The 24830-nt window shown below is 48.6% G+C and carries 25 protein-coding genes; 10 read left to right on the top strand and 15 right to left on the bottom strand.

The annotated features are described in order from the left end of the window. Window positions 1-25 precede the first annotated feature (25 nt). Both DFR28_RS16405 and DFR28_RS16400 read right to left on the bottom strand, forming a co-directional pair. Entirely contained in the window at window positions 26-868 is an 843-nt protein-coding gene (locus DFR28_RS16405) for a phytanoyl-CoA dioxygenase family protein (protein ID WP_113955468.1), read from the bottom strand. 96 nt (window positions 869-964) lie between these two features. Then, on the bottom strand, window positions 965-2290 hold the full coding sequence (locus DFR28_RS16400) for a gluzincin family metallopeptidase (RefSeq protein ID WP_113955467.1): 1326 nt from the start codon (window positions 2288-2290) through the stop codon (window positions 965-967). Between the two features lie 257 nt (window positions 2291-2547). Between DFR28_RS16400 and DFR28_RS16395 the strand changes: the two genes are divergently transcribed. Beyond that, window positions 2548-2874, top strand: a complete 327-nt coding sequence (locus DFR28_RS16395; RefSeq protein ID WP_113955466.1) for a hypothetical protein — start codon at window positions 2548-2550, stop codon at window positions 2872-2874. Window positions 2875-2952: 78 nt separating this feature from the next. Beyond that, window positions 2953-3312 carry a hypothetical protein gene (locus tag DFR28_RS16390; RefSeq protein ID WP_113955465.1) on the top strand — a complete coding sequence of 120 codons (360 nt, stop codon included), beginning with the start codon at window positions 2953-2955 and terminating at the stop codon, window positions 3310-3312. An 8-nt stretch (window positions 3313-3320) separates the two neighbouring features. Here the strand turns inward: DFR28_RS16390 and DFR28_RS16385 are convergent, their stop codons facing one another. Continuing rightward, a complete protein-coding gene (locus DFR28_RS16385; protein WP_113955464.1) occupies window positions 3321-4217 on the bottom strand; it encodes a PhzF family phenazine biosynthesis protein in 897 nt (298 codons plus the stop codon). Window positions 4218-4485: 268 nt separating this feature from the next. On the opposite strand from DFR28_RS16385, the gene DFR28_RS16380 reads away from it, so the two are divergent. Further along, entirely contained in the window at window positions 4486-5391 is a 906-nt protein-coding gene (locus DFR28_RS16380) for an NAD-dependent epimerase/dehydratase family protein (protein WP_113955463.1), read from the top strand. 54 nt (window positions 5392-5445) lie between these two features. Here DFR28_RS16380 and DFR28_RS16375 read toward each other — a convergent pair whose 3' ends face one another. After that, window positions 5446-6207, bottom strand: a complete 762-nt coding sequence (locus DFR28_RS16375) for a DUF4846 domain-containing protein (RefSeq protein WP_113955462.1) — start codon at window positions 6205-6207, stop codon at window positions 5446-5448. A gap of 2 nt (window positions 6208-6209) precedes the next feature. Further along, a complete protein-coding gene (locus DFR28_RS16370; RefSeq protein WP_113955461.1) occupies window positions 6210-7007 on the bottom strand; it encodes a hydroxyacylglutathione hydrolase in 798 nt (265 codons plus the stop codon). Window positions 7008-7078: 71 nt separating this feature from the next. On the opposite strand from DFR28_RS16370, the gene DFR28_RS16365 reads away from it, so the two are divergent. After that, window positions 7079-8923 (top strand): ATP-binding cassette domain-containing protein, encoded by a 1845-nt coding sequence (locus tag DFR28_RS16365; protein ID WP_113955460.1) that lies wholly within the window; start codon window positions 7079-7081, stop codon window positions 8921-8923. Between the two features lie 49 nt (window positions 8924-8972). On the opposite strand, the gene DFR28_RS16360 is transcribed toward DFR28_RS16365, so the two are convergent. The 5 genes from DFR28_RS16360 to DFR28_RS16340 form a co-directional block, all read right to left on the bottom strand. Next, window positions 8973-9953 carry an alpha/beta fold hydrolase gene (locus DFR28_RS16360; RefSeq protein WP_170132146.1) on the bottom strand — a complete coding sequence of 327 codons (981 nt, stop codon included), beginning with the start codon at window positions 9951-9953 and terminating at the stop codon, window positions 8973-8975. 97 nt (window positions 9954-10050) lie between these two features. After that, window positions 10051-10539, bottom strand: coding sequence for a pilin (locus tag DFR28_RS16355; RefSeq protein ID WP_147251041.1), 489 nt, complete (start codon window positions 10537-10539; stop codon window positions 10051-10053). A 4-nt stretch (window positions 10540-10543) separates the two neighbouring features. Beyond that, window positions 10544-11929, bottom strand: a complete 1386-nt coding sequence (locus DFR28_RS16350; RefSeq protein ID WP_113955457.1) for a Na+/H+ antiporter NhaC family protein — start codon at window positions 11927-11929, stop codon at window positions 10544-10546. Further along, window positions 11926-13095 carry a cystathionine beta-lyase gene (metC, locus tag DFR28_RS16345; protein WP_113955456.1) on the bottom strand — a complete coding sequence of 390 codons (1170 nt, stop codon included), beginning with the start codon at window positions 13093-13095 and terminating at the stop codon, window positions 11926-11928. Before metC ends, DFR28_RS16350 begins: the two co-directional genes overlap by 4 nt. 185 nt (window positions 13096-13280) lie before the next feature. Further along, window positions 13281-14171, bottom strand: coding sequence for a DMT family transporter (locus DFR28_RS16340; RefSeq protein ID WP_211317032.1), 891 nt, complete (start codon window positions 14169-14171; stop codon window positions 13281-13283). A gap of 163 nt (window positions 14172-14334) precedes the next feature. Between DFR28_RS16340 and DFR28_RS16335 the strand changes: the two genes are divergently transcribed. The 6 genes from DFR28_RS16335 (at window position 14335) to DFR28_RS16310 (ending at window position 20309) form a co-directional block, all read left to right on the top strand. Beyond that, window positions 14335-16479: an exonuclease domain-containing protein gene (locus tag DFR28_RS16335; RefSeq protein WP_170132145.1), complete on the top strand. Its 2145-nt coding sequence runs from the start codon at window positions 14335-14337 to the stop codon at window positions 16477-16479. 68 nt (window positions 16480-16547) lie between these two features. Further along, window positions 16548-16724 carry an oxidoreductase-like domain-containing protein gene (locus DFR28_RS16330; RefSeq protein WP_113955453.1) on the top strand — a complete coding sequence of 59 codons (177 nt, stop codon included), beginning with the start codon at window positions 16548-16550 and terminating at the stop codon, window positions 16722-16724. A 6-nt stretch (window positions 16725-16730) separates the two neighbouring features. Beyond that, on the top strand, window positions 16731-17339 hold the full coding sequence (locus DFR28_RS16325; protein WP_113955452.1) for a histidine phosphatase family protein: 609 nt from the start codon (window positions 16731-16733) through the stop codon (window positions 17337-17339). 177 nt (window positions 17340-17516) lie between these two features. After that, window positions 17517-18815, top strand: coding sequence for a DUF2157 domain-containing protein (locus tag DFR28_RS16320; RefSeq protein ID WP_113955451.1), 1299 nt, complete (start codon window positions 17517-17519; stop codon window positions 18813-18815). Next, window positions 18812-19375 carry a GDYXXLXY domain-containing protein gene (locus DFR28_RS16315; RefSeq protein ID WP_113955450.1) on the top strand — a complete coding sequence of 188 codons (564 nt, stop codon included), beginning with the start codon at window positions 18812-18814 and terminating at the stop codon, window positions 19373-19375. Before DFR28_RS16320 ends, DFR28_RS16315 begins: the two co-directional genes overlap by 4 nt. A gap of 151 nt (window positions 19376-19526) precedes the next feature. Continuing rightward, complete coding sequence (locus tag DFR28_RS16310; protein ID WP_113955449.1) at window positions 19527-20309, top strand: DUF4097 family beta strand repeat-containing protein; 783 nt, start codon at window positions 19527-19529, stop codon at window positions 20307-20309. A gap of 184 nt (window positions 20310-20493) precedes the next feature. Here DFR28_RS16310 and DFR28_RS16305 read toward each other — a convergent pair whose 3' ends face one another. The 5 genes from DFR28_RS16305 to DFR28_RS16285 form a co-directional block, all read right to left on the bottom strand. Further along, complete coding sequence (locus DFR28_RS16305; RefSeq protein ID WP_211317031.1) at window positions 20494-21624, bottom strand: acyl-CoA dehydrogenase family protein; 1131 nt, start codon at window positions 21622-21624, stop codon at window positions 20494-20496. 167 nt (window positions 21625-21791) lie between these two features. After that, window positions 21792-22406: a YceI family protein gene (locus tag DFR28_RS16300; protein ID WP_113955448.1), complete on the bottom strand. Its 615-nt coding sequence runs from the start codon at window positions 22404-22406 to the stop codon at window positions 21792-21794. Beyond that, window positions 22403-23704, bottom strand: coding sequence for an APC family permease (locus DFR28_RS16295; RefSeq protein ID WP_170132144.1), 1302 nt, complete (start codon window positions 23702-23704; stop codon window positions 22403-22405). Before DFR28_RS16295 ends, DFR28_RS16300 begins: the two co-directional genes overlap by 4 nt. Next, on the bottom strand, window positions 23691-24239 hold the full coding sequence (locus DFR28_RS16290) for a DUF1415 domain-containing protein (RefSeq protein WP_211317030.1): 549 nt from the start codon (window positions 24237-24239) through the stop codon (window positions 23691-23693). Before DFR28_RS16290 ends, DFR28_RS16295 begins: the two co-directional genes overlap by 14 nt. After that, window positions 24232-24825, bottom strand: a complete 594-nt coding sequence (locus DFR28_RS16285; RefSeq protein WP_170132143.1) for a tetratricopeptide repeat protein — start codon at window positions 24823-24825, stop codon at window positions 24232-24234. The genes DFR28_RS16290 and DFR28_RS16285 overlap by 8 nt, the downstream gene beginning before the upstream one ends. Window positions 24826-24830: the final 5 nt, after the last annotated feature.

Genomic DNA, 24830 nt, shown 5'->3' with positions numbered 1-24830 from the left:
CCATGCCATCACAAGCACTAAACACCTACTCGCTCAGCCTCAAAACACGACGCCTAATCGCACTTTTCACACGATCAACAAACGTCACTGTCGGTACCGCCTCGGGATATTTGTACGATTCCCCGCTAACATCTCTCACCACTTCCGGCTCGAAGTAAAAGCGACCTGCGGCGCTTTGCACCGGTCGCCACGCTTTAGGTTTACCAAGGTAATAATGCGTCACTTGAGATTTGCGCGTTAACTCACGGTCGTGTTGAACCGCCCCACCATGCAGAATATTCGCGGACCAAATCAAACATTGCCCTTTTTTCAGCAACCCATATTCCGGTTGAAATTTATGCTCATTGATCAAACCTTGAATTTTTTCAAGGTACTGCGGATATGATGCTTCACAGGCTTCTAAATCTAAGTCGGCGTAGTTCATCTCAGCTAGTTTGTGACTTCCCGGATAGTAAATTAACGGGCCTTGATCTGGCCCAATATCCTCAAGCGCCATCCACACACCGCACATAGCACCAAACGGCTCCGAGTTGAAATGAATGCTGTCAGAGTGCACCGGCTGTTGCGTGCCCTTGTAGAAATTAAGCGTTTGAAATGGCTGCGGAGGCTTTTGATACAGCGACTGCAAAACTTCTAAAACAGACGGCGCCGTGGCAATAGCTAATACACTTTGGTTGATATGCCATGCGTCTTGAATTCGCCAAGGGTCGGAGTAAGGTACATGAACGGGTATATCCCTGTCATTGCCAAAATGCTTCTGCAAATCGCCGACTGTCGCGTCCAGAATCGACTCATCAATCCCCGAGTCGAGAATCACAAAACCCTCTCTCTCAAAATCTGCTTTGAGCCTCTGTAACGATCCATCCATGCTGTGTAACGGCGATTTTTTCGCTCTATGCTAAATTAGTTGCATTATTATTCTAGCGCTAAACCAATCTAAAGCCACGTTCTAATTTGACACGAGTCAAGGTTTCAATAACGGCGCTAATGCGCATTTTGACGTCGAACAATCAGCGTACACAAGGTTACTAATGGATTCGACAGTTGTATCACTGACCCGCTGCGTAATAACCGACATAAATGCAGCTGTCGCAGAGATGTTGTCATTTCGCACCGCCGCCTTAAACAGATCCCAAACTGTATAGACACTCGTTACCGATTGACTGTTTGAGGGAGTACTTCGCGTAATTGCCTGATATATCAAAAATCCACACGAGTAATAGGCACCAAACTGGGAATTCTCATGCGCATGATCCAACGATGTGGTTGCCAATGACTCAGAACACTCGGTACTAAAACCCGCCACCTTATTTTTGAGGTATGAACCAGCAGCTGGATACAACACCGTTAGTGCGTCATAAGCAAGAAACTCGGCATGCCCTTCGTGGATCCATGACTCACCGGGCTTAATCCGCTGCGAACCGACGTCCTGGTAGTAATGCCCAACTTCATGAGCAAAGGTCCACAGCAGGTCAAACTTAAACCTGTCATTGTCGGCAACTTGCTCCAAGTTGTCTTTATTCCAATGAATAAATATTTGGTTGGGCAATACACCGCCCTGTACCGAGGTTCCCGGCACATTGGCATACGAGGCAAACAAGCTCGGTGCCGTGGGAGCACCGATAGCACCCATTTTCATCTCAAAATACGCGGTAAGTTTAGGAATATCCGTCAGCAGAGAATCATGAATCGCGGCCGGCAAACCAGCATCGATCATCACCAAGAATCCATTCGATCGTATTGGCTCTTGCTGTCCAACATAGACATTAGTGCCGTCATTGGAATCGACCCACTGCACTGTCGATAAATGCTTGCCGCCATGCAATAAAATATGATCTTGCTCAGGCACCGAAAGCTTGAATGCCCACTGATTTAAATCGTCATTACACACTTCCGCACAGGCAAAAAATCGCCCGCTATGGATTAACATTCCACCATCTGAAAACGGTGAAAATGGCGCGTAATCTTTGACTAAATGCCGATAACTTGGCGTTAGCGCAAGCGTAACTCTTGAAAAAGATTGTTTATCTGCCCTCACCACAAACTCTTCGCCGTTGGCGTAGCGCACCTCAAAACCACTATCAACCGGCCGCCAACGTCGTGTTCGAGAATCATCTGGGTTGCGGCTAAACGCGATTCGCTGGACCGGCTTACTCGCACTATAGGTAATGCTCCAACCACCATCGTCAGACTTAATAATTGAGGTCTGAATACTCTGACAGACACCGCTGCCCCAAAACACACAGCCGCAGAGCGTCAATAGTAGTCGTCGGAGCCAATACGAAGTCATACGTTAAGCCTAGTTTTTTCCATTAGTTCAGTAGAAGCACATCATAACCACGGTACTACCTGTCAAAGCGAATAGCTTACCAATCGATAAGGCAAATCGATTAGAATGGCGCCGTAGAGAGATGTCTGTGATAATTTAGCAAAGCATCTAATTGCTAAGATATAGCCGCCAAGGCGCTCCGCTTTAGACTCCAAACACTTGACCAGCAACCCATTTAGCACATAGCGCCATAGTGAGCGACTAAAGGCATATTCACCATGAAAACCATGCTTCTTTTTATAGCCACAACCATCATTTTGACGTTTTGCGGGTTATTGCTGTACGCGCTTGATAACGGTGGCGCAGGCCAATTCCAACAAACCTACAGCAGCTTTGGCGCTACACCGCCGGCCATCAGCAATTGGCTTTTCGAATCGGCTCAGTATTGGTGGCTTGGCTTGCAATTCTGCATGGCTGTGGGTTACGCACCACTTTTTCTGCGTGGCAAATATCAATACCTTAGCCTAGTAACATCACTGATCTGCTTAGTGTTTTTGATTGGTTTTATCTACGGCCCTATGATCACAATGGGTAACGCAATCTAAACAATAAAATGTGCCAACAAACTACTTTCTAGGCGGCATTTAAACTGACTTGAGAAACGAGCTCAATAGCTAATAACTATGGTATCAAAAGCCAAACTCTATGCTCAGCTCGACTCGCTCGAAGCTCAGTTATTAGAAGGTCTCGTCCCTCACTTAACTCTAGCCGCGAATGGAGGGAATGACTTGGTGTTCTGTGTAACAGCATTTAACCCGTTTCGCCAATTGAAACATAAAACCGATAGCCGCACGGAAGAGTTAATTGAACTCGGAGCACAAATTTTATCGCTCAAACTAAAACTAGATGAACCGTCTGAAGGCACGGTTGCCGCGCGGATTTGTTGGTATTGTAGAGAATGGGGAAACACCAAAAATCATCATCGAGCAAATGCAATAGACCTCGCCAAACGATTTTTAGACGAAATAGAGAACGCCTGCTGAGCACAAGACTAACCACAATACAGAGTACCTTGGCTAACCATCACACTCTCACCACCAATGTAAGTGAACGTGCCTTTCCCCGCTATTTTTTCTGTGCGCGCATTAAGTATGCTTGGGCGCCCCATCTCACAACCTTGAGCAATTCGCCACTCCAAAATCGAGGAATTGGATGAGTCATGATGTGCGAGCAATGCTGCTAAAGCGCAATTTGCGCTTCCAGTGGCTGGATCTTCAGGTACGCCATCAAGCGGCGCGAACATACGCGCACGAATATCAAACTCGTCGTCACTTTTTATATAAACATGAATATCTGGGGTCACACCTCGCTCAGCGAGTTTTTCCAACTTACGCAGGTTTATTTTAGCGCGCGCTAACGCTGCTCGATCACGTAGCTCGACAATCAGAAAAGGCAATCCCACCGAGGCGACTTGCGGATAATGCGTACTCGTAACGATCTCATTTTCTTTAAGTGACAGCACTGCGGCCATTGAGTTAGTTGTCACGAGCTCACCAAATGAAAGCTTTTCTGGCGCTCGGAATTCACACCATATTTGATGGTCTTGCTTACGTATGACGATAGGAACTAATCCAGCCTTTTCCTCAAACGTAATCTCTGTAGAACTTTCAAACTCTTCAATTTCACCTGTAACGGCCAATACGAATGCAGTGCCAATATTTGGATGCCCAGCAAAAGGCACCTCGATGGATGGTGTAAAGATCCTAACCTTTCGCGTATTGTCCTTGCTCGGTGAAAACACAAAAGTACTCTCGGAGAAATTGAACTCGCGCGCAATGCTCTGCATTTGTTTGTCGGTCAGCCCATCCGCGCTAGGGAAAACCGCCAATTGGTTCCCACTAAAACGCTTAGTTGTAAAAACGTCGCAGATATAATACGTGTAGTTCATTGTGTAAAGTTTATTCCTATAGTTGACCAGCCCTCATGATTTTAAACCCATTATAAAGCCTCGATGTTTTATCTTCATCCGGCTTGATAACACTTGGTATCGTTACCCTTTTAAGTTTCTCAGCTAAACATGAGTGAGAATTATTGGCTAACTTTAGATATGTCTAGTTCACCATATCTTGCCAGCGCCAGCATAAATAACCTAACCCAGATAACCGCCCATAATGTCATACTAAGCGCAGACAAAAATTATAGAGCTGACAGCAACAATGGTTAACAAAAAGGTATTGGTACTCGGTGGCAAAGGATTTATTGGTCGCCATGCTGTTGCGAGTTTAACGGCACTCGGTTGCGATGTTACGGTGGGCACACGCTCCCCCAAGAACGACAAACGCCAAGACACAGTCAAAGTTAGTCAGCCGTCAATTACTGAAGAACAACATCTTCTGCATCGCGCAACAACCGCAGACGAATGGTTAGAAACAGCTCAGCAATACGACGCGGTGCTGAACTGCGTTGGCATTCTGCGGCAGCGCATTGGCGAAAGCTATGAAGCAGTACACCATTTAGCACCGATGGCAATTGCCGCGGCTTGCCAACGCGCCGGCACTCGTTTTGTGCATGTATCTGCGCTCGGGCTATCGGCAAATGCGAAGAGCCGCTTTCTTAGCTCTAAACATCGTGGCGAAGAGGCAATTTCAAGTTCTGGCTCAGATTGGATCATCGCCAAAATATCTCTGCTGGACGGCGAAGGCGGGTACGGCGCAACGTGGCTGAGGGGCGTGGCAAAACTCCCCTTGTTTATTATTCCGACCTCTGCAAAAGGGAAGATTGCGGCACTCACTGCTGACGATGCAGGCATGGCTTTGAGTCAGTTGTGCGTCGGCTCCGAGCAAACCTTACAACTGGCAGAAAATCGAGTGTTTGAGTTGGGCGGAGAACAGCCTTTGGGGTTTGAAGCATACATTCGAGGCCTGCGCCTACGTCATACCGACAAGCGAGCTTGGTGTGTGCCGATTCCTGGAACACTAGCGCGCTTAGGTGCGCATATCTGTGATGTGTTGCATTTCAGCCCGTTCTCGTTTGGTCATTGGGAATTACTCTGTCGCGACAATATACCCAAACCAAATCGGCTCAAAGAACTATTGGGGCGAGAACCGACTCGAGTCGTATGAGGCGGGTAATATTAGTCAACTTTAAAGCTTCGCTTTTGCTGGGAGTCTAAAAAATTAGTCCGCTCTTACACGCTCAAATCGTCGAATTACCGGCTTTCCAAACGTGCCAAACACGCGTTGTGCGTACCGCATATATCCCTCTGCGGTAAACCAACCAGACGCACCAAATTCATCGCTCGCTTGCTCAATATGAAACTGCTGCGCAGGCATATAACTATAGCCAACTAGAAACACCTTAAGCCCCGAGTCACTCGCAGCCTCATCGACCACCACTGAGACATGGCCAATGCCACCTTGCCCATTATTCTGAACAATCATATCGCCTGACTCCAATTCGCTCAGCATATGGACTTTTGCTCCGCCACGTTTTATTGAGTATGAATTCGAATAGGCCATATGCCACTTTAAGTACTCGCGGAAGGTTTTCTGCGACGTCGTAAATGATTTCTTTCGACCATTAAAATCATACAAACTGAGCTCACTAAGCGCATCGTTGTGATTGAGATACTCAGCCCAAAAGCGCATAGCAAAATCCGCACATTGTTCTAAATCTTGTTTAAACAACAACGGCACATCAACTACGGCTAGTATTTCATATGCGTCATCGCTCAGCACATCGCCATTCCACAAATCGATACTGTGACTGGGCTTGAGTGGAAGCTGCTGAAGATACTCAGCATAGCTATTTGCGGCAACCGGAACACGTTGATAACCAGTCGGCACCGGAATGCTAGCAATGTTGTTCTGCCCAAAGACTACGCCCGAAGCCGCCATCACCAGCGCGAACAACAAGGCAAATCTCTGACAATACTTCATACCTACCACTTATTCCGCAATTCGCGTAACCCAACAAATACCGCCTCCGGATCATCATTTGGTAGATTAGGAAATTGGCTGCGCAATCGAGCGATCAATTCTTCGCTCTGTAATCGGAAAAAAGTGTTTACCAGACGCTCCATGCCAATATTGGAAATAAAGTGTTTATCGCCTGGCCACTGTTTAATCGCTGCTAATAGGCTTTGGGCTGCGGCATTATTGGGCTCTCGATCGAGAGTGAACTCGAGATTATTCTCAATATAATCGTGGCCTGGATACACCATAGTTTCATCCGGCAACACAAATATTTGCTGAACAAAAGTTTGATACAAGGTTTGAGGATTACCGCCATTATGACAATTACCAACCCCTGCATTAAATAATGTGTCACCACTAAATAACGCTGGTGCCTGCTGGTCATTACCAAGAAAATAGAAGCACGAGTGGCAAAAGGTATGGCCAGGCGTATCCAGTGCAATCAACTCGACGGAGGTTCCAACTTGAATGGCATCACCTGCGCGTAATGCTACGTCTACATTTGGGATCTTATCTACCGCTTGATGATGAGCGTAGAGCGTCGCACCGGTAGCCGAAATAACCGGCCCATTACCGCCAATATGATCGTGATGTTCATGGCTATTAATAACGCCTCGAATCGACCAGCCTAACTCGTTAGCACGCTGCAATAAGACAGCATGATCCAGCGGATCAATGGCCACCGCTTCACGAGTCTCCGGACACGCAAGCAAGTACATGTAGTTTCTAAGGCTATTGTTGACGGCTATCTGTTCGACTAACATGGTTTCTCTCGGCACAAATTAAGGTTATTGATGATACACTGCACACCGTTTTTTCATCCCTCACATCCGCCATGTCGTTAATTTCATTAAAGCAGGTGAGCATCAGTTTTGGTGCTGATGCCATTCTAGACCAAGCCGATCTGGTAATCGAACCAAACGAGCGTATTGGCTTAATTGGCCGAAATGGGGCCGGCAAATCCACCTTACTCAAACTCATCGACGGAGAAATTTTACCGGATGAAGGCGAGCTGATGATCCAGCAGGGCACGCGTACTGGTCGGCTAATCCAAGAAGTGCCGAATGATCTGGACTACGATATCCGTAGCGTGATTGCGCTCGGTAATACCGAAAGCGGTCAAACACTGGCTAAGTTTTACTTAGATGGCGAAGAAGACCTCGACGTACAACAAGCGCTCACCGAGCTCGACGGTTGGTCATTGGATCGACGCGTGCAAACACTCTGCTCAAAATTTGATTTAACCCCAGAGATGTCATTCTCTGACTTATCTGGCGGTATGAAGCGAAGGGTATTGATGGCCCGCGCCTTAGTAGATGAACCGGATATCGTATTACTCGACGAGCCGACCAACCATTTGGACATCGACACCATCATCTGGCTTGAGAACTTATTACTCGGATTAAACGTCACGCTTATTATTGTGTCGCACGACCGTAGTTTTATTGATTCCTTGTGTACTCGCATTATCGAACTCGACCGCGGCATCATCACGTCGTATCCAGGCAGCTTTACCAGCTATTTAACCACCAAAGCCAAAGCACTAGAAGACGAAGAAAAGCATCACGCAAAGTTCGATAAACGCCTAGCACAAGAAGAAGTTTGGATTCGTCAGGGCATTCAAGCACGACGTACGCGTAATGAAGGTCGAGTGCGAGCCCTTAAAAAAATGCGTGAAGAACGTCGACAACGACGCGAACGCCAAGGCACCGCATCAATAAACCTAAACCAAGGTGGCAAATCGGGCAAGATCGTCATCGAGGCGGAGCACTTATCAGCCAAATTCGACGACAAAGTGATTATGCACGACTTTAGCTGCCGTATTTTACGCGGCGACAAAGTTGGAATTATCGGCCCTAACGGTTGCGGCAAGTCAACTTTGATCAAGATGCTCACGGGCGAGAATCCGCCTCAGTCCGGCAAGATCAAGATTGGCACCAACTTAGAGATCGCTTACTTGGACCAACATCGGTCAGCCATCCGCGACGACCTAAGCGTGCAAGACAACGTCTCCGGCAATACCGAGATTGAGATTAACGGTCAGCGCAAACACATCATGGGTTACTTACAAGATTTCTTGTTCAGTCCTGCCAGAGCACGCGCACCGGCAGCCAAGTTATCCGGCGGAGAACGTAATCGCTTAATGCTAGCCAAGCTGTTCACTCAACCATTCAACTTCTTAGTTTTAGACGAACCGACTAATGATCTAGACTACGAAACCCTCGAGCTACTCGAGCAGTTACTAATGGATTATTCGGGCACTTTGTTGCTGGTTAGCCATGACCGAACTTTCCTCGACAATGTGGTGACCTCCACCATTGCGTTTGAAGGTGATGGCAAAGTATTTGAATATATTGGCGGTTATGACGACTGGTTACGACAAAAACGCAGCGATGCCAAAGAGCAACAAACTAAGTCAGATAAAAAAGAACCTAGCGCTCCTACGCCGATCGTCAAGCCCAAGAAACTCAGTTATAAATTGCAACGCGAACTCGACCAACTACCGGCCGTGATTAGCGGACTAGAAGAAAAAATAGAGAAACTCACACTATCGATGGCCGCTCCTGAATTCTATCAGCAGGACGCACAAACAATCGCCAAGGTCGGTGGCGAACTCAAAGAAATGCAAGACCAACTCGAGCAAGCCTATTCACGCTGGGAAGAACTGGAAGACAGTTAAGGCCTAGTCCCTAACAAGCCAAGTAAGTTCTGCTAGGTTTAGCTCTGACTTACTTGGCTCGCTGCGCGACGGATAGAATTTCGTCAACAATAATCGGCAAGCTCTCGGCATCAATATGATGCCCCATGCCATCGAGCAACACGAATTTAGCGCCCGGCACTAGTTGTGCTGTGTGCTCGCCAGCTTGATATGGTATTAAAGCGTCATCAGAACCATGAATGACAACCGTCGGCTGCTCTATGGTTTGCAGTAATTCAACACGGTCGCCTGATGCAATAATAGCCCATATCTGACGCGCAGTGCCTGGCGCATAATGTGAGCGATCGTAAAATCGAGATAACCGTTTAGTCCACGCCTCGTCGCCGATGTCAGCGGTACGCCCGCCAAACTGTTTCACCAGCTGCACCGTGGCCTGTATCGCTTCATCACGTGTTGTAGCATCCGATGAAAAATCCAGCTGCACCTTGCCTTGCGGTAACTCTGCGGCGCCACTAGTAGACATAATCGAGGTTAATGAGGCGACTCGCTGCGGGTATTCAGCCGCCATAATTTGCGCAATCATTCCGCCCATCGAAGCGCCCACTACATGAGCCTGTTCAACTCCGAGGTGCTCAAGCAAAGCGTTGGCATCGGCCGCCATGTCGCTAAGTAAATACGGCGGATTCATCGACCAGCCGAACTTAAAGCGGATACCAGTCAGCCAGTTAGGTGTGGGCGCGTCATAGAATTTCTCAGACCAGCCCGTGTCACGGTTATCAAAGCGTATCACCCGATATCCCGCATCAACTAAGCTAAATACCAACTCATCGTTCCACGCAACCAGCTGAGCGCCCAAGCCCATGACTAACAAAACTGTACCCTCGCGTGGTTCGCCGAAATCTTGATACGCGAGACTAATACCGTTTGCGTGTGCAGTGTAGGTTGGGTATTCAACATGACGAGCAGACGGCGCATCGTCGACGGCATAAACCACCGCTGATGTGACCAAGGTCGTGGCCAGCGTAAGGCAAATTAGTACAATTCTAAACATAACAGCTCTGGAAAAAATAAGTCGTAGCATTAATCTTAACAAACAGAGTAATCGACAGTGTGTCAATTATCACCGCAACCCGGCTTAGTGCGAAACGTTAGCGACAACGCCCTGGCAGAAAGCTCACGTCAAGGTCGGTTAGATTAGTACCTGCCGCAAACATCCCTTGCGGAACTTTTTCGTTGCCACAAATCCAAGAGATCGGCGCGCTGGGTTCGTCCTTAACGTAGACTGGCCGAATAGATAAAATTTTATCATGCAAGCTGGCCGGTAATTTTTGACCTAATGTTAGGTGCATTACGCCATCTCGGATTTCAAGTTTGCGCAAGTAATTGCCTTTGATTTTGTCTGGATCGGGCATGCCCGCCGCCGCATTATCTGCGGGGAACGTCCCGCTATTGGCTAAATAGGAGGCCGCGACATAGGCTTTGTAGGGCTCGACTAGCTCAATAGTTTCGACCATGCGCTTTTGCGTAATTCGCCCAACATTCGACGGCATCGCTAAGGTTGCTAGAATCGCGATAATTGCAATCACCACCATCAATTCAAGCAAAGAAAAACCAACTGACTGCTGCCTATATTTCATATTTTCAAACAACTAATAAGCCAATAATTAAATACGCCGCAACAGTGATGGCTCCCGCCACCAGCGCATACGGCAACTGCGTTTTGACATGCTCAAGAATGTCGCAGCCTGCCGCCAAAGACGATACCGCTGTGGTATCGGAGACCGGCGAACAATGATCCCCAAAAATACCACCACCGAGCACTGCGGCCAACATTAAGGATGGTGGCAAACCTAGGTTCAATGCAATGGGCATGGCAATCGGCACGAGTAACGCAAACGTGCCCCACGAAGTACCAGTGGTGAATGACGCAAACGCACCAGCAATAAAAACGATCGCCGGCACCATGAATAACGGCAGGTAGTCTGCTACCAAACCCGAAATAAACACGCCGGTTCCAAGCTGTTTAACACTGGCGCCTAACGCGATGGACAACAGTAAAATAGTCACCAAGGGCAATAACTCGCCCATGCCTTTGAACCCTTCATCTAGCACCTGCTTATGGGTAAACCGAGCTTGCGTCACTAACATCAAAAACGCCACAGTGGTCGCAAGCACCGTGGCATACAGCACCGACTTAGAACCGCTGCCTGCCAAAACATTCCCATCGCCAGTCCAGAACATAAAACCCAGCATTGAAAAGACCAGTACAACTAACGGAATCAACATATCACGCGCACGCCCATTAGCAGATGTGACATCTGCGTCAGCGGGCGCTACTGAGCTAGACTCAGCGCGTGCCAACGGACCATAAACTTTGCCGGTCCAGACCGTGTAGAAAACCAACAACAACGTAGTAATGGCGTAGATATTAAGTGGAATAGTCGCGACTAACACCGAGACCGCTGACTGTTCGCCAACATACGGCGCAATCAAACCGAGAATAAAGGCGCCCCAAGCATTCAACAAAATGAGAATGCAGATCGGCGCCGAGGTGCTGTCAATAATATAGGCCAGCCGTTCTCGACTCATAGCAAATTTATCAAACAAGCCGCGCGATAAAATACCGGCCGTTAACACGCTCAAATTAGACTCAATAAAAATAACCACGCCGGTAAAATAGGTTACCAAGCCGGTGCGCCGAGCATTGGTCGCAAGTCCGGAGTTAACTAATTTCCGAACCGTGGCTTGGACCCCACCTGAAAAGCGCATATAGGCCAGCAGCGCACCGACCAACACACTGAATAATAATAGCCGAGCATTACCAGCATCAGAAAAAACGCTGACTACGCGCTCAATGGTGTTCAACAAACCATTCACTGGCGATCCACTGCCAGCATCCAGCACTAACAACCACTCCGAGGTAAAAATAGCCAGAGCTAGGGCGATCACCACTTCACGCCGCCACAGCACATAGACAATTGCCACAGTGGCGGGCAGTAGACTCAGCCAATTCGGTAAGTTAGTCATCTCAGGACCTCGCGGTAACGTACGAATGCCATATTCAAATCGTCGATTAAATCCTGTGGATCTTCCAAACCAATACTGAGCCTTATCAGGCCCTTGGATTCGTCCCAAGCGGTTGCCGTACGACGTGCCGAAAACTCACTGGCCGCCAGGATCAAACTCTCATAACCGCCCCATGAAAAACCTATCTTAAAGTGTCGCATACCATCAACTAACGCGTTAATTGCGGCGGGATTATTCTGTCTTAGGACCACCGAGAATAGTCCATTACTCGCAGACATATCGCGCGCGAAATACTCGTAACCTGGGCAGCTCGAAAAATTCGGATGGCGCAGATGATCAACCTCAGGCTGCTCTGCTAGCCACTCGGCAATCAGTTGCGCATTGCTCGCTTGTTCACGCATACGAACGCCCAAGGTTCGAATTCCACGCAAGGTAGTGTAGATGTCATCTACCGACGCACACAGGCCTAACTCATAACTACGCGCCTGCAGCTGCGGCCAATGCGCTTGATTAGCACTGGCCACGCCTAGCATCACATCTGAATGCCCACTTAGGTATTTGGTCGCCGAGTGCACTGAAATATCGACGCCGACGGCTAACGGTTTAAAATTCAGTGGCGTAGCGTAGGTGTTATCCATTATTGTGGTGATACCGTGTGCCTTTGCCGCGGCCACGACTCCCACAATATCTTGAACCTCCATGGTCAGACTGCCGGGCGACTCAATAAAAATGACTTTGGTATTTTCTCGAATAGAAGCCTCAGGAATTATTAGCGGGTCGTAATAGCTCGTCTCAACGCCGTATCGCGCCAAGGTTCCGTCGCAAAATTCACGCGTCGGTTCATACACTGAATCGACCACCAACAAATGATCACCAGCCGAAAGAAACGACATTAACGATGCGGTGATCGCCGATGTTCCGCAAGGGTACACATAGCAGCCTGCTGCTTGCTCAAGCTCACACATAGCCTCAGTAAATGCGAAGGTAGTGGCGGTGCCACGACGACCATAAAATTCGGCACCGTTGTCTTTCTCTCGCCCCGCTGCCAGCATTTCTTCGACTGAATCAAATACAATAGTCGACGCACGAGCAATTCGCGGATTGACCGCTGACCCGGTGTACTTTTTGTTGCGCCCGACCGCGACTAGCTGGGTATCGTCTTTCATAAAATTAGCTTCCTCGTTGCGGCCTGGTCGCCGCTCACTGCAATGCTACAGGACGGTGCCAGCCTGAGCCTAATGCTGCTCCGTCAGATACGCTTCAGGGTACGCGTATTTTTGCTTAGTAACAATCCTGACAGTATGACTGAGCGCAAGTCTTCGTCTCTCAGAATGACACTTCTGGCGACGGACTATTTAGTCGAATAGCGCTGCTGTAATACCAGTCCACCAAGAATCAACACCAAGCCAACCACAGTGCTAGGTAAAATAGGTTCATGCAAAAATGTCGCAATTAACACCAGTGAAAGAAACGGCGACACAAAAATTAAATTCGCGATCCGCGATGTATTCGTGGCTCGCTTCATAGCTTGCAACCATAAGACAAACGCAATACCCATTTCGAACAACCCCACATACACACCGCCAACCCATGCTTGCCAATGGATTGTGCTATCAAGCCCCTGCAGCTCGCCACTCCACCACGCATACACGGCTATCAACGGAACGGCGAAGGTGAAATTTAAACACAGGCCGAGCAGCGCGTCACGATTGTCACGTCGATTCAAAATCCAATACAGCGACCAAACAACGGTACTGATTACCGCAAACAGCACACCCTGTAGGTTGGCAAACTCAAGCCCCAGTACATTTCCTCGCGTGGCAATCACCAGCACACCTAAATAGCAAATGACCGCTGCTAGAATATCGCTGCGCGTGAGTTTCTGACCAAGCAAGGGAACCGCGAGAAACGACATTACGATTGCCCAGCTGTAATTGATCGCCTGCGCCTCCTGCGCTGGTAACAAATCGTAGGCGGTAAATAACAGTAGATAGTAAAGCGTAGGATTCAACAAGCCATATAAAAAAGACGCGATATACGTCTGCCTAGTTTGTTGAAATAGATCGGTAAACTTACCCTGGATCGCAAGCATCACCGTCACAAACAACCAAGAGGTCACTGACGCCAGCAGGATTAACTGGGTAGGACTCAAGTGAACTAAGCTCAATTTAAACGCGGTCGCGACCGTCGACCAGCACAGCACGGCTGCTAATCCGTAATACATGGCTTGTTTTTGCGACACGTTGACTCCTGCTCTCAGATCGAAAGAGGCGTGACGTTAGCACGTAAAGTCGCGATTGAACACGCCCGCAGGCAGTTTTTACATGGTCGGATTGATAATCTTACAATTGAAATTAACTGTATATAATTATAGTATCTTCGCATCAACCAATCCGATGCCCGATATGCCAAGCACTGCCAGCACTAGCCTCCCACAAAAGTACTACTTGTCGCACGCCAGAGAGCTATTTGATTTCGTACGGTTAGAGTGCTCGCACCTACTCGATAAACATCATCTTGACTATTTGCAGCGTTTTAATGAACTCGATGAAAACAGTCAATGTCTGTTAATCCGTTGTTTAGCACGCAAGCCAAAATTCATTAAGCGCGCCAGCTTAAGTTATCCTGAAATCGACTCCCTTAGCTCCGCTCTCAATACCCTACTGGAGCAGGAATTTCTTGCATTGGCCACGCCTTCAGATTGGCCGAACTTAGCAACTGCGCTAACTAAGCCTGAGCTACTGGCGCTAGTCAGACTTTACGGACATGCGGTCAAGTCATCGGTAAGCCGTCAGGAAGTCGTCGAATTCAGCACACAACAACTCGACGCCAGCCATTTAACTGATGCCGACCTGCTAAACAATTTCGTAGTGCGTCGACAAAGCCAAACTGTAGACTATATCTTCTTTCTATTTTTTGGGGATTTGCGCAATCGCTTTCAGAAGTTTGCAATGCGTGATCTTGGAGTGTTACGCACACGAAAAAGTAATAGCAAACCGGTAGCTCGCTTTGAGCAGGCTGATGACGCGTATAGCGCATTCGAGCTGCAGCAACTACGGAGATCGTTTCAAGCCGACCCTCAAGCCACACAAGAAGCGGCTGCGGACTACTTACTCAGCAAACACCCGGTTGGGTTTGCAGCACAACAAACCCATAGCAAGCTACTGCTAGAGGTCGGCAATGAATTACTAAGCCAAAATGCAGACCGAGCACTGCAGTTGTGGCGCACGTCTAATGAACCACAAGCCGTCGAAAAATGGGTTCGCGAAACCCATCGTCAAGGCGACCGCAGCGCATTAAAAGTGGAATTAGAGACCCTTCGTGAGAAGGATTTACCCGCAAGCTGCCAAGTTTTCATTGAAGACTTTTATGCCAGAAAATATCAGGGCAAGCGCACCAGCGTCTATACCGATTTGGTACGAGAACCGACCCGAGCATTGCAGCTCGACGAGGCCTACATAAATGACGTTGAAGACGGCGTTATTGAACACTATCAACGGCAGGGTATTAGTGCTCAGTTTAGCGAAAACAAGTGTTGGCGGGCTTTATTCGCGCTGACTTTTTGGGAGTTATTGTTTGGCGAGCAAGAAATCAATTACGGTGAATTTGATCGCTTACCGCCACTATTACGCAATGGGCAGTTTTATCAATCTCTAGAGACACGCATCGAGCAGATATTACTCGGTTTTGACGACCCTCAGCGCATGCTTAAATCAATTGCTCGCTGCGCCACCATTAACTATGGCCAGCCAAATGGCATTTTTCGATGGCGTGCCAACCTTTTGGACTTACTAAAACCATGTGTTCTACACAGCCCGCCAACAGCGATCGCTCAGGTACTCAGACGCATGGCAATGAACTATCAACATGCCCGCGATGGCTACCCCGACTTGCTGGTGGTAGAAAACAGCGAATTACGTTTTGAAGAAATTAAAGCGCCGGGAGATAGCCTACGTCCCAACCAACTAGTAAGTATCAACCGACTACGACGAGCCGGCTATCGAGTCGATATTAGCCAAGTTCATTGGTCCACCAACCCAGATCAAGTTTATGCGGTCGTCGATATCGAGACCACTGGGTCGATGAAAGGCGGTAATGCGATTACCGAAGTTGCCGTAGTACAGGTTCGTGGCGGTAACATCATTAGCGAATGGTCGACATTGGTGAATCCTCAGCGACGGATTCCAGCCTACATTACCCGCTTGACTCACATAGACGATGCCATGGTCGCCAATGCGCCAGTATTTGCCGAAATCGCCGACCAATTGCGAGACCAGCTGCGCGATTGCATTTTCGTGGCGCATAACGTTGGTTTTGACTATGGCTTTATTAAAGCCGCGTATGAGGCCATTGGTCAATCGTTTCGAAAACCAAAATATTGCACCGTGAGAAATTCGCGCAAGGCGTTTCCAGGCCTAAAGTCATATAGCTTAGGCGCGTTAACCACTCACTTCGATATCGACCTTGTAGGCGCACACCGAGCACTCAACGATGCCCGTGCCACGGCGCACTTACTGCGGCTTATACAAGATCAAAATGCGTCCTGCTAGATAATCGCCTCGACATCTAATCAACGCTATACTCGGGTCATACTCGCAGCCTAACTTTGACTCGAACCATGTCAACTGAAAGCCCTGACCATCAACTTAACCTACCCCCCAAACCAGAACGACCGGCCCCAGAAGAATGCTGTGGTGGCGGTTGCGTGCCCTGTGTCTACGATTACTATTACGATGCAATGGCCAAATGGCAAGCAACTGTGGACAAGTTGCGCGCTGAAGCTAAGGCTAGCTAATCCGCTATGAAATTGTATATCGCTCGACATGGTCAGACCTTCGATAATGCCGCTCGAATACTACAGCAACCGAATTCGCCGCTGTCTGAGCTTGGGCAAACTCAAGCGAGGCTTCTGGCTGAGCGCCTACGTGAGGTACCCATCTCGCATATTCTATGTAGCGACTATCTCCGAACCGTGCAAACCGCTGAACCGATTGCTAATGCCACTGGCGCCAACCTAACGCTAACGCCGTTATTACGCGAAAGAAACTTTGGAGAACTTCGAGGCCGCTCCTATGACGAACTCGAGCTCGACCCATTTTCACCAAGCTATGAGCCGCCAGAAGGCGAGAGCTGGGAGCATTTTTTCGCGCGCGTCGCGCTTGCATGGCAATCAGTGACTGAGCATGCAAACCAGACAGACGGGGCGCTGTTAGTAATGACACATGGCTTTGTCTGCCGCGCACTGTGCCAAAACCACCTAAACATACCGCCAACATTAGCAAGCAACGCAGACGTACAAAACACCTCATTAACCATCGTTGAAGGCCGCCAACCTTGGCAAGTCTCCACGCTAAACTGTGCAAACCACCTAATCGCTGATGTAGCTGCAAGCCTGAGCGCTCCGGTGTAGCAATATTGAACCTGAATCGCCATTACGGCGCACCGCAGACTAAGGACTGGGCACAAAAAGTACCATCAGGTTAACCTTCAAGCATAAGCATGTACTACTTCTCGGATTCGCGCTTTGCGGCTGAGACCATTCACAATACGATGTCGCTAGAGCTTCCACTCGGACACGGAGAAATATATGCCTGAAACCCATCGCAAGTGGCTTAAAGACGAATTACCTGCACTGGTTGACGACGCAGTGTTGGACCAAGACAACGCCCAACGCCTACGCAATCACTACCAACTCGACTCGCTGGCAGAGGCATCGCGCTCAGTCTCGCTAATCACCATTATTCTTGCCGCGTTTGGCGGCTTGTTGGTTGGTGGCGGCATTATTCTCATATTCGCGCACAATTGGGAACACTTCGGTCGTACCACACGGGCAATCCTGGCTTTTCTACCATTACTCGTTGCTCAAGGCTTAACGCTCTATAGCGTAATGCGCAAACCGAATAATCAAGCGTGGCTCGAAACCGCTGGCGCCTTGCTGTTTTGTGCCGTTCCAGCCAGCATCAGCATTATCGGGCAGACCTACCATTTGAGTAATGACACGCAGTCGTTTCTGACTTGGTGGTTCGTGTTACTGGTGCCGTTTATTTATTGGCTGCGCTCACACTTATTAGCATCACTGATGCTCGCACTGAGTGTCTGCTTAATCATCGCCTATCAGTCACCCTATTGGCTGGCATTGCTCATGTTAGCGCCGTACTACTGGTTAGTAAAACATAAGGGCTTTCGACTACGCACCTTACAATTTGGTTGGCTGTTTGCGATTGCCTACGCGATTGCTTGTCCATTCCTGCTTTTCAAGGATCAGCAATCGCAATTAGTGCTTCTCTCGTTTATCTCCGGCGCCGCTGTACTTTATTTTACGGGTGTTCTGATGGAACACTCAAATCGGTTTCGCGACAAACCATGCACCAATATCGGCGCAATCGCCATGTCGATAACCGCACTCGTCCTGACTTATCAAGAGCCGTGGTCGGACCAGCGCCACAATACCGGAGTATTCGAATGGTCAAGCATCACGGCAAGCGGCTGGCATGATCACACCTTTGCAATCGGCTTAATCTTAACGGCACTTACGTTGCTGGGAATCGTAATTAAACGAAGTCATTGGCGCGCAGTACCGATTGGTAGTTTAGTGCCACTGATTTTAATTTTACTAATACTCCCCTTTGCGTTCACCAGCCCGGTGATTCCCGCTGCGGTCATTACCATCGCAGTAATTGGGCTAGGCATTTGGTATGTGCAACAAGGCATAGCGCTCAATAGCACGAGTCAACTGAACTTTGGCTTACTACTGTTAATGACCCTGCTAACGCTACGATTCTTTGATCAGGACTTGAGTTTTATCGCTCGCGGCGTCGCATTCATTGCCATGGGGCTCACATTAATCGGAATGAACATTTGGCACAGCCGGAGGAAATCAGCATGAAGATATTATTAATAACCCTTGCCAGCCTTGCACAGTTAAGCGTACCCGCTTCGATGATTTATCAGCATGAGTCCACATTAAAAAACGGCACTGCATATCGCTTTGAGGTTCGCCCAGTTGATCCGGCAGACCCATTTCGCGGACGCTACGTGCGACTCGCCTTTGAACAGGAGCTATTAGGCGGTGAGCAACGCCAGTTACCTGGTGTTGAGCTGCTGCCGCCCGGTCGACAAACAGCCTATGCACAGCTAAGCATTGATGACTCCGGGCTCGCGAAAGTGACGTCGCTGTCAGTTGTCAAACCGTTATACGATGACTTTATTGAAGTTCAGGTTGGCGTTTCGAGTAAGCAGCTCTACTCACTGAAGTTCCCGTTCAACCGTTACTACGCAAACGAGGCAAAAGCGCCGAGCATGGAAACCACCGTCAGAAATCAGCGCCGTATTGACCCAACGCAAACAGTCACAGCGACGGTGCGCGTGAAAAACGGACGCGGCGTAATCGCGAAGCTATCGGTTGGCGATCAGTCGATCGAAGACTTCTTGCTGACGTCGCCTTAGCGACTAGCCACTGACTTAAGCACTGGCGAGTTGACCAAGCACTGAGTGTTATTCAAGTTTTTTACAAATTGCTGTAAACCATATTCGACGTATCGGCATCTAAGTAATAATAAGCCGCTCAATTGAGCCATAACACTAAGTGAGGAATTGCATGACAAAAAAACTACCATTTCTGGTTGGCGGAGCCGTCATCGGCCTGTTAGCGCTGGGCATAAGCCAAGCAAAACCTAGCCAAACCGAACGTACTTACAAGGTCAACTCTGGTGGAACTTTGTATCTCGACTCTGACTCAGGCTCGGTTGAAGTTGAGTCCCACGACCGAGACTCAATCGAGGTTCGTGTCGAGAAAAAGGGCGCAAATGCCGATGACTTTAAGATCACCATTTCGCAAATCGGTGACGACATCATGATTGCTGGTGAAAAAAACGGCGGCGGCTTTTTTGGCTACAACCTCAGTGTACGTTACGAAATCAAAGTACCTAAACGGTATAACGTTGAGTTAGATACTGGTGGCGGATCAATTGAGATCACCGACCTTGAAGGCACCGTGGCAGCGCGAACCTCTGGCGGCTCGATTGAGCTTGGTAAGATTGTCGGCGATGTCGATGTCAAAACTTCAGGCGGCTCAATCAGTATCGATGATGTAGCAGGTAACCTCAACGCACATACCTCCGGTGGCAGCATCAAGGCTAAGATATCAAAGCAACCCACTGAGAATAGCCGTTTAACCACATCCGGTGGCAGTGTCACTGCCTATTTAGCGGAGGACATTGCGGTCGACATTACAGCCAGCACTAGTGGTGGCCGCGTCACAAGCGATTTCGATGTAGATGGCAAGGTTAAGAAGACCAGCATTCGCGGTAAGATAAATGGCGGTGGTCCAACACTGACACTTAAAACCAGCGGTGGAAGCGTCCGAATCAAAGAGCTCTAACTATCAAAAAGCTCTGGGCATCAAGCAACGCTGGGCAGATTTTGCGACCGCCGCTGTTTAAGCGGTCGTCGCAATTCCAACAGATACCAGCGGAAAATTTTTCGCGCGAACGTTCTAGCTCAGCACTGGTACCGAAGTGATGACCATTGGGGTTCGCGCGAATCTCGTTATGGGGTCACGAAGTCTATCGACCAAGTAAACCTCGAGCCACGATCTCTTTCATTATCTCACTGCTGCCGGCATAAATAGTCTGGACGCGCGCATCCCGATAGAAACGTGATATTGGGTACTCATCGGTATAACCATAGCCTCCGAATAGTTGTAAGCACTCGCTTATCAACCGTACCTGCATATCCGTCGCGGCATACTTGAGCATCGCCGCGTCTTCGACTGTCATTTTTTTCTGATAGAACTTAGCCAAGCATTTTTCCATCAGCGCTCGACACATGGCTAATTCAGTCTGTGCCTCCGCAAGTTTAAACCGAGTGTTTTGAAACTGACTAATTGATTGCCCAAACGCTTGCCGCTCTTTAACGTACGCAACCGTCATATCTAACGCACCTTGCACATGCCCGATAGCCTGCACCGCAACCCCTAGACGCTCGCGCGGTAGTTCTTGCATCATATAGCCGAATCCCCGCCCTGCGGAACCGAGCAAAGCCGACGCCGGAACTCGGACGTCGGAGAAAAACAATTCAGCGGTATCGCCACTGTGCTGCCCCATTTTGTCTATTTTTTTACCTTTACTAAATCCAGGAAGATGCGCATCAACTAAGAATAGAGATACTCCTTTAGAACCTAAACTAGGATCTGTTTTTGCCGCGACAACAACCATGTCAGCGTGAATACCATTGGTAATAAACACCTTCGATCCATTAATGATGTAGTCATCACCATCACGATCAGCACGTGTTCTTAGGGCCGCTAAATCGCTGCCCGCACTAGGTTCGGTCATCCCTAGCGCGGTGACGATATCACCACTAGCCATGCCCGGTAACCAAGTCTGCTTCTGCTCATCGGTTCCGATGTTGGCGATATACGGAGCCACAATATTAGCGTGGATATTATAAGCCGACGCCAGCGCATGGTATCCAGCGCGACACATTTCTTCTTGCACCATCAAACTTACATCGAAACTCGCCTCAGCTCCGCCATACTCCGACTCGAAATCAACCAACAGCAAGCCAGCTTGTCCCATCACGTTCCAAAACCCTCTGGGCATGATTTTCTGTGCTTCCCAATCTTGGTAATGTGGCGCCACTTCTTGCTGCAAAAAACGCTGCACCATATCTCGAAACTCTTCTAGTATTTCCATCTTCACTCCTTTGCCACTGTACATTGATGGCCAAATGATTGTGCCGCCTATGCTAACCAAGCTAAGTGAAATCGACAATCACCTAATAGCGCGCATCCATACGACGAATAGCGCCTTCAAAATCAGAGCGCGCCGCTCATCACTTGAAGCGAGGCTAGCGGGGTCTATCAATTTCGTTGAAACTCAGCCTCGGCTTCAATTTGAATTTCGTCACCGACTAACGGAATATAGGCATCCATACCAAAGTCCGAACGATTAAACTGCGCTCTAGCTGAAAAGCCCAAGGTGTATTTTCCAGTTAACATATTATTCGCGCCGCCCAAGAATGTTACTCGGAACGTAATCGGTTTAGTGACCCCGCGAAACTCCAGGTTACCGACATAGTCATACTCTGATTCCGACACGGAAGTTACCGAAACGGTCGAAAATCGGGCTTGAGGAAAACGTGCTTGATCAAACCAAGTGCCCCCCATTAGGTCGTTCTTTAAACTTGGGTCGTTGATATCCAGCGAATCAATTTCAATCACCGCATCTAGTGCCGACGCAGTAATATTGCTCGGGTCGAACGACAGACTCGCAGCCACCGTATTAAAACGACCAACATAATTAGATAACCCAAGATGTTTCACTTTGAACACCACACTGGCGTGACTAGGATCCAGCGCATAGTCCCCCGCTTTTAGTTGCGTGAAAGACGATTCAACCTTTGGCGTAATCAACGCGACACAGCCAGTTAAAACAAACAGGGCAAAAAGCAATACAAACATGTTTTTAGTGGTCATTTCATTCTCCGAGATTTAACCGACACAAAATAGGCAAGAACACCAATAACCACGGTTGGTATGGCAGCTATAAACTGCCGAGAGTCATTAATGGCCGACAAACAAGCGAACAACAGGGTACAGCCAACAAATACGATTGGCGCAACCGGATACCACATTGACGCAGGTCGTTCACCAAACCGGTAATGACGCACAAATAGGCTACTCACCGCCATCGCAAGGCACAATGACAAAGTAAATCCGAGGTACGACATCAGCCCACGCAGATCAGACAGCATGATCAGCGTAAGCGCAATAGCTACCTGCAAGCCGATGGCGGCGCGAGGTGGCAACCCAGCATATTGTTTGAACAACGCAGGGAGCGCACCATCATCTGCCATTTTAGCGTAAACCCTTGGTCCAGCTAACGTCATCGCCGTAATAGACGTCAACAACGACACCGCTATCATCAATTCAACGATACGACGAGCCGGCTCACCGCCCAATGCCAAAGCCGCCTGAGTCGCAATATCTGGGCGCCCTCGAATGGCATTGGCCTCAACACCATAGATCATAATAGCGTTAATCAACACGCAAAGCAGCATGGTCAACAAAGTGCCTAGAATCATCCCTTTGGGGACAATATGTCGCGCATCCTCAACTTCGCCCGCCACATAAGCCGCCGCATTAAACCCCGAGTAACTTAATGACACCCAAACTAAGGTGTTAGCAAAGACAAACACGTTGAACGGCCCAGACGATAGCTCGGTAGTCACTGGCAACGTCGCGGAGGTAAAAAAACGTATTGCGCTCCACACAATCACAACACAGAGCGCCCCAAGCATTAGGCTAACAAACCCTTCATGACCCCGATTTCCAGCCTTGACCCGAACACCATGTAATAAGCCGGCCGCAAGAGTAATTATTAGCGCTAAGGCATTCAGCGGCAACGCCTGCAAACTCGGTACCGCTGAACGCATATAAGCATCAAACGCTAATGCTGAAAACGCGATTGCGCCAGGGAAGCCCGCCAGTAATGATACCCAGCCGGCGATAAAACCCGCCAGCGGATGAATTGAACGTGACAAAAACAGATATTCGCCGCCAGACTCGGTCAAACCACGAACTAACATGCCATAGCTGATCGCGCCAGCCAGAGCGATAAACCCAGCTACCAACCAAGCCAACAGTACCCATTCTCGAGAACCTAGATCCGCTAGCGCAAATCCAGACGTCGTATAAATTCCCGCACCGACAGCGTTCCCGACCACGAGTGCAACGAGCGTCCACAGCGAAAATGTAACTTTAGGTCGATTCACCGCTACCACATTGGGCTAGCAAGATTTGCATGTGTGGTGCGCCCAGTGAACGCATCAAGCGGATGTTATCCTCAGGAATTTTAGCCGTGTCTGGATGTCTGTCGATCGCTTCACTCAAGCTAGCTTCTCGCAGCAAATGCAAGATCGGATACGGCGATCGGTTAGTGTAGTTTTGCGCATCCTCAGGCTCGGTCTCGGCAAACTGATAATCCGGATGGAAACTGGCGATTTGATACATTCCATCCATCTTCATTTCAGCCAACACATGTTCCGCAAACCCAAGAAAATCGTTAAAGGTCAAAAAATCAGATAACGCATTTGGCAATATTAGTAATGTTGTCTCAACATCGGGCCGGCGGCTTAATAGTGACAATTCAACGATTAAATCCTTGAGAACTTGTTCTTCGGTATCAGCATTGGATTGCTTAAAACGTACATTTCCAGAACGGTATTCACGTTGTGCAAACGGGCACAAATTGAGGTCTATAACAATTGATGTCAGCCACCGTTCAACGGCCTTAACTGGGTCAGTCACTGGCTGGTAGTTTATCAAGTCGTTTCAATCTAAGCTTTGCTGGCTCCCAAGCCTCAACCAATTCCAAAGCGCGCTGATAGCTGAGTTTTGCGGCATCACGATCATTCACTTTCTCAAGTACCATACCTCGATTTAAGTACGCCACATGAGGTTCTTTAACTCCGAACTTCAGTGCATCATCATAGTCGTCTATAGCCGCTTGATAACGCTGCGCTAAAAACCACAAATTACCGCGATTCAAGTAAGCCTCACCGACCTCAGGATTGATCTCTAACGCTCGATTGTAGTCTTTGGCGGCCGATACATAATCACCAATTGCAGTGAAAATAATGCCTCGATTCACCAAGCTTGCGAGCAGGTCTGCTTGATTCAGACCGGCATCATCGATCGCGCGATTACACGGCACTGTATCAAGCCGGTTAACCCCTTTCTGAAGGGCCGCACTCTGAGAGTTCAAATAACATTCACGCGCAAAAGAATCGCCGCCAACCAACGTACTATTCTGGGCCGTTACAGAACTAGCGAACAAACATGCCCACATTACTATTAACCCTCGCTGACTCACACTACTGATCTGCTTTATCATGTGCT

This window comes from Arenicella xantha, from assembly GCF_003315245.1.
In the GTDB taxonomy this organism is placed as follows: domain Bacteria; phylum Pseudomonadota; class Gammaproteobacteria; order Arenicellales; family Arenicellaceae; genus Arenicella; species Arenicella xantha.
The sequence above is the reverse complement of the archived record's forward strand: the minus strand, read 5'-3'. Positions and strand labels throughout refer to the sequence as shown.

Coding starts and splice junctions, on each gene's coding strand:
- DFR28_RS16405 (WP_113955468.1), bottom strand. CDS start 868: ATGGATGGATCGTTACAGAGGCTCAAAGCAGATTTTGAGAGAGAGGGT.
- DFR28_RS16400 (WP_113955467.1), bottom strand. CDS start 2,290: ATGACTTCGTATTGGCTCCGACGACTACTATTGACGCTCTGCGGCTGT.
- DFR28_RS16395 (WP_113955466.1), top strand. CDS start 2,548: ATGAAAACCATGCTTCTTTTTATAGCCACAACCATCATTTTGACGTTT.
- DFR28_RS16390 (WP_113955465.1), top strand. CDS start 2,953: ATGGTATCAAAAGCCAAACTCTATGCTCAGCTCGACTCGCTCGAAGCT.
- DFR28_RS16385 (WP_113955464.1), bottom strand. CDS start 4,217: ATGAACTACACGTATTATATCTGCGACGTTTTTACAACTAAGCGTTTT.
- DFR28_RS16380 (WP_113955463.1), top strand. CDS start 4,486: ATGGTTAACAAAAAGGTATTGGTACTCGGTGGCAAAGGATTTATTGGT.
- DFR28_RS16375 (WP_113955462.1), bottom strand. CDS start 6,207: ATGAAGTATTGTCAGAGATTTGCCTTGTTGTTCGCGCTGGTGATGGCG.
- DFR28_RS16370 (WP_113955461.1), bottom strand. CDS start 7,007: ATGTTAGTCGAACAGATAGCCGTCAACAATAGCCTTAGAAACTACATG.
- DFR28_RS16365 (WP_113955460.1), top strand. CDS start 7,079: ATGTCGTTAATTTCATTAAAGCAGGTGAGCATCAGTTTTGGTGCTGAT.
- DFR28_RS16360 (WP_170132146.1), bottom strand. CDS start 9,953: ATGTTTAGAATTGTACTAATTTGCCTTACGCTGGCCACGACCTTGGTC.
- DFR28_RS16355 (WP_147251041.1), bottom strand. CDS start 10,539: ATGAAATATAGGCAGCAGTCAGTTGGTTTTTCTTTGCTTGAATTGATG.
- DFR28_RS16350 (WP_113955457.1), bottom strand. CDS start 11,929: ATGACTAACTTACCGAATTGGCTGAGTCTACTGCCCGCCACTGTGGCA.
- metC (WP_113955456.1), bottom strand. CDS start 13,095: ATGAAAGACGATACCCAGCTAGTCGCGGTCGGGCGCAACAAAAAGTAC.
- DFR28_RS16335 (WP_170132145.1), top strand. CDS start 14,335: ATGCCAAGCACTGCCAGCACTAGCCTCCCACAAAAGTACTACTTGTCG.
- DFR28_RS16330 (WP_113955453.1), top strand. CDS start 16,548: ATGTCAACTGAAAGCCCTGACCATCAACTTAACCTACCCCCCAAACCA.
- DFR28_RS16325 (WP_113955452.1), top strand. CDS start 16,731: ATGAAATTGTATATCGCTCGACATGGTCAGACCTTCGATAATGCCGCT.
- DFR28_RS16320 (WP_113955451.1), top strand. CDS start 17,517: ATGCCTGAAACCCATCGCAAGTGGCTTAAAGACGAATTACCTGCACTG.
- DFR28_RS16315 (WP_113955450.1), top strand. CDS start 18,812: ATGAAGATATTATTAATAACCCTTGCCAGCCTTGCACAGTTAAGCGTA.
- DFR28_RS16310 (WP_113955449.1), top strand. CDS start 19,527: ATGACAAAAAAACTACCATTTCTGGTTGGCGGAGCCGTCATCGGCCTG.
- DFR28_RS16305 (WP_211317031.1), bottom strand. CDS start 21,624: ATGGAAATACTAGAAGAGTTTCGAGATATGGTGCAGCGTTTTTTGCAG.
- DFR28_RS16300 (WP_113955448.1), bottom strand. CDS start 22,406: ATGACCACTAAAAACATGTTTGTATTGCTTTTTGCCCTGTTTGTTTTA.
- DFR28_RS16285 (WP_170132143.1), bottom strand. CDS start 24,825: ATGATAAAGCAGATCAGTAGTGTGAGTCAGCGAGGGTTAATAGTAATG.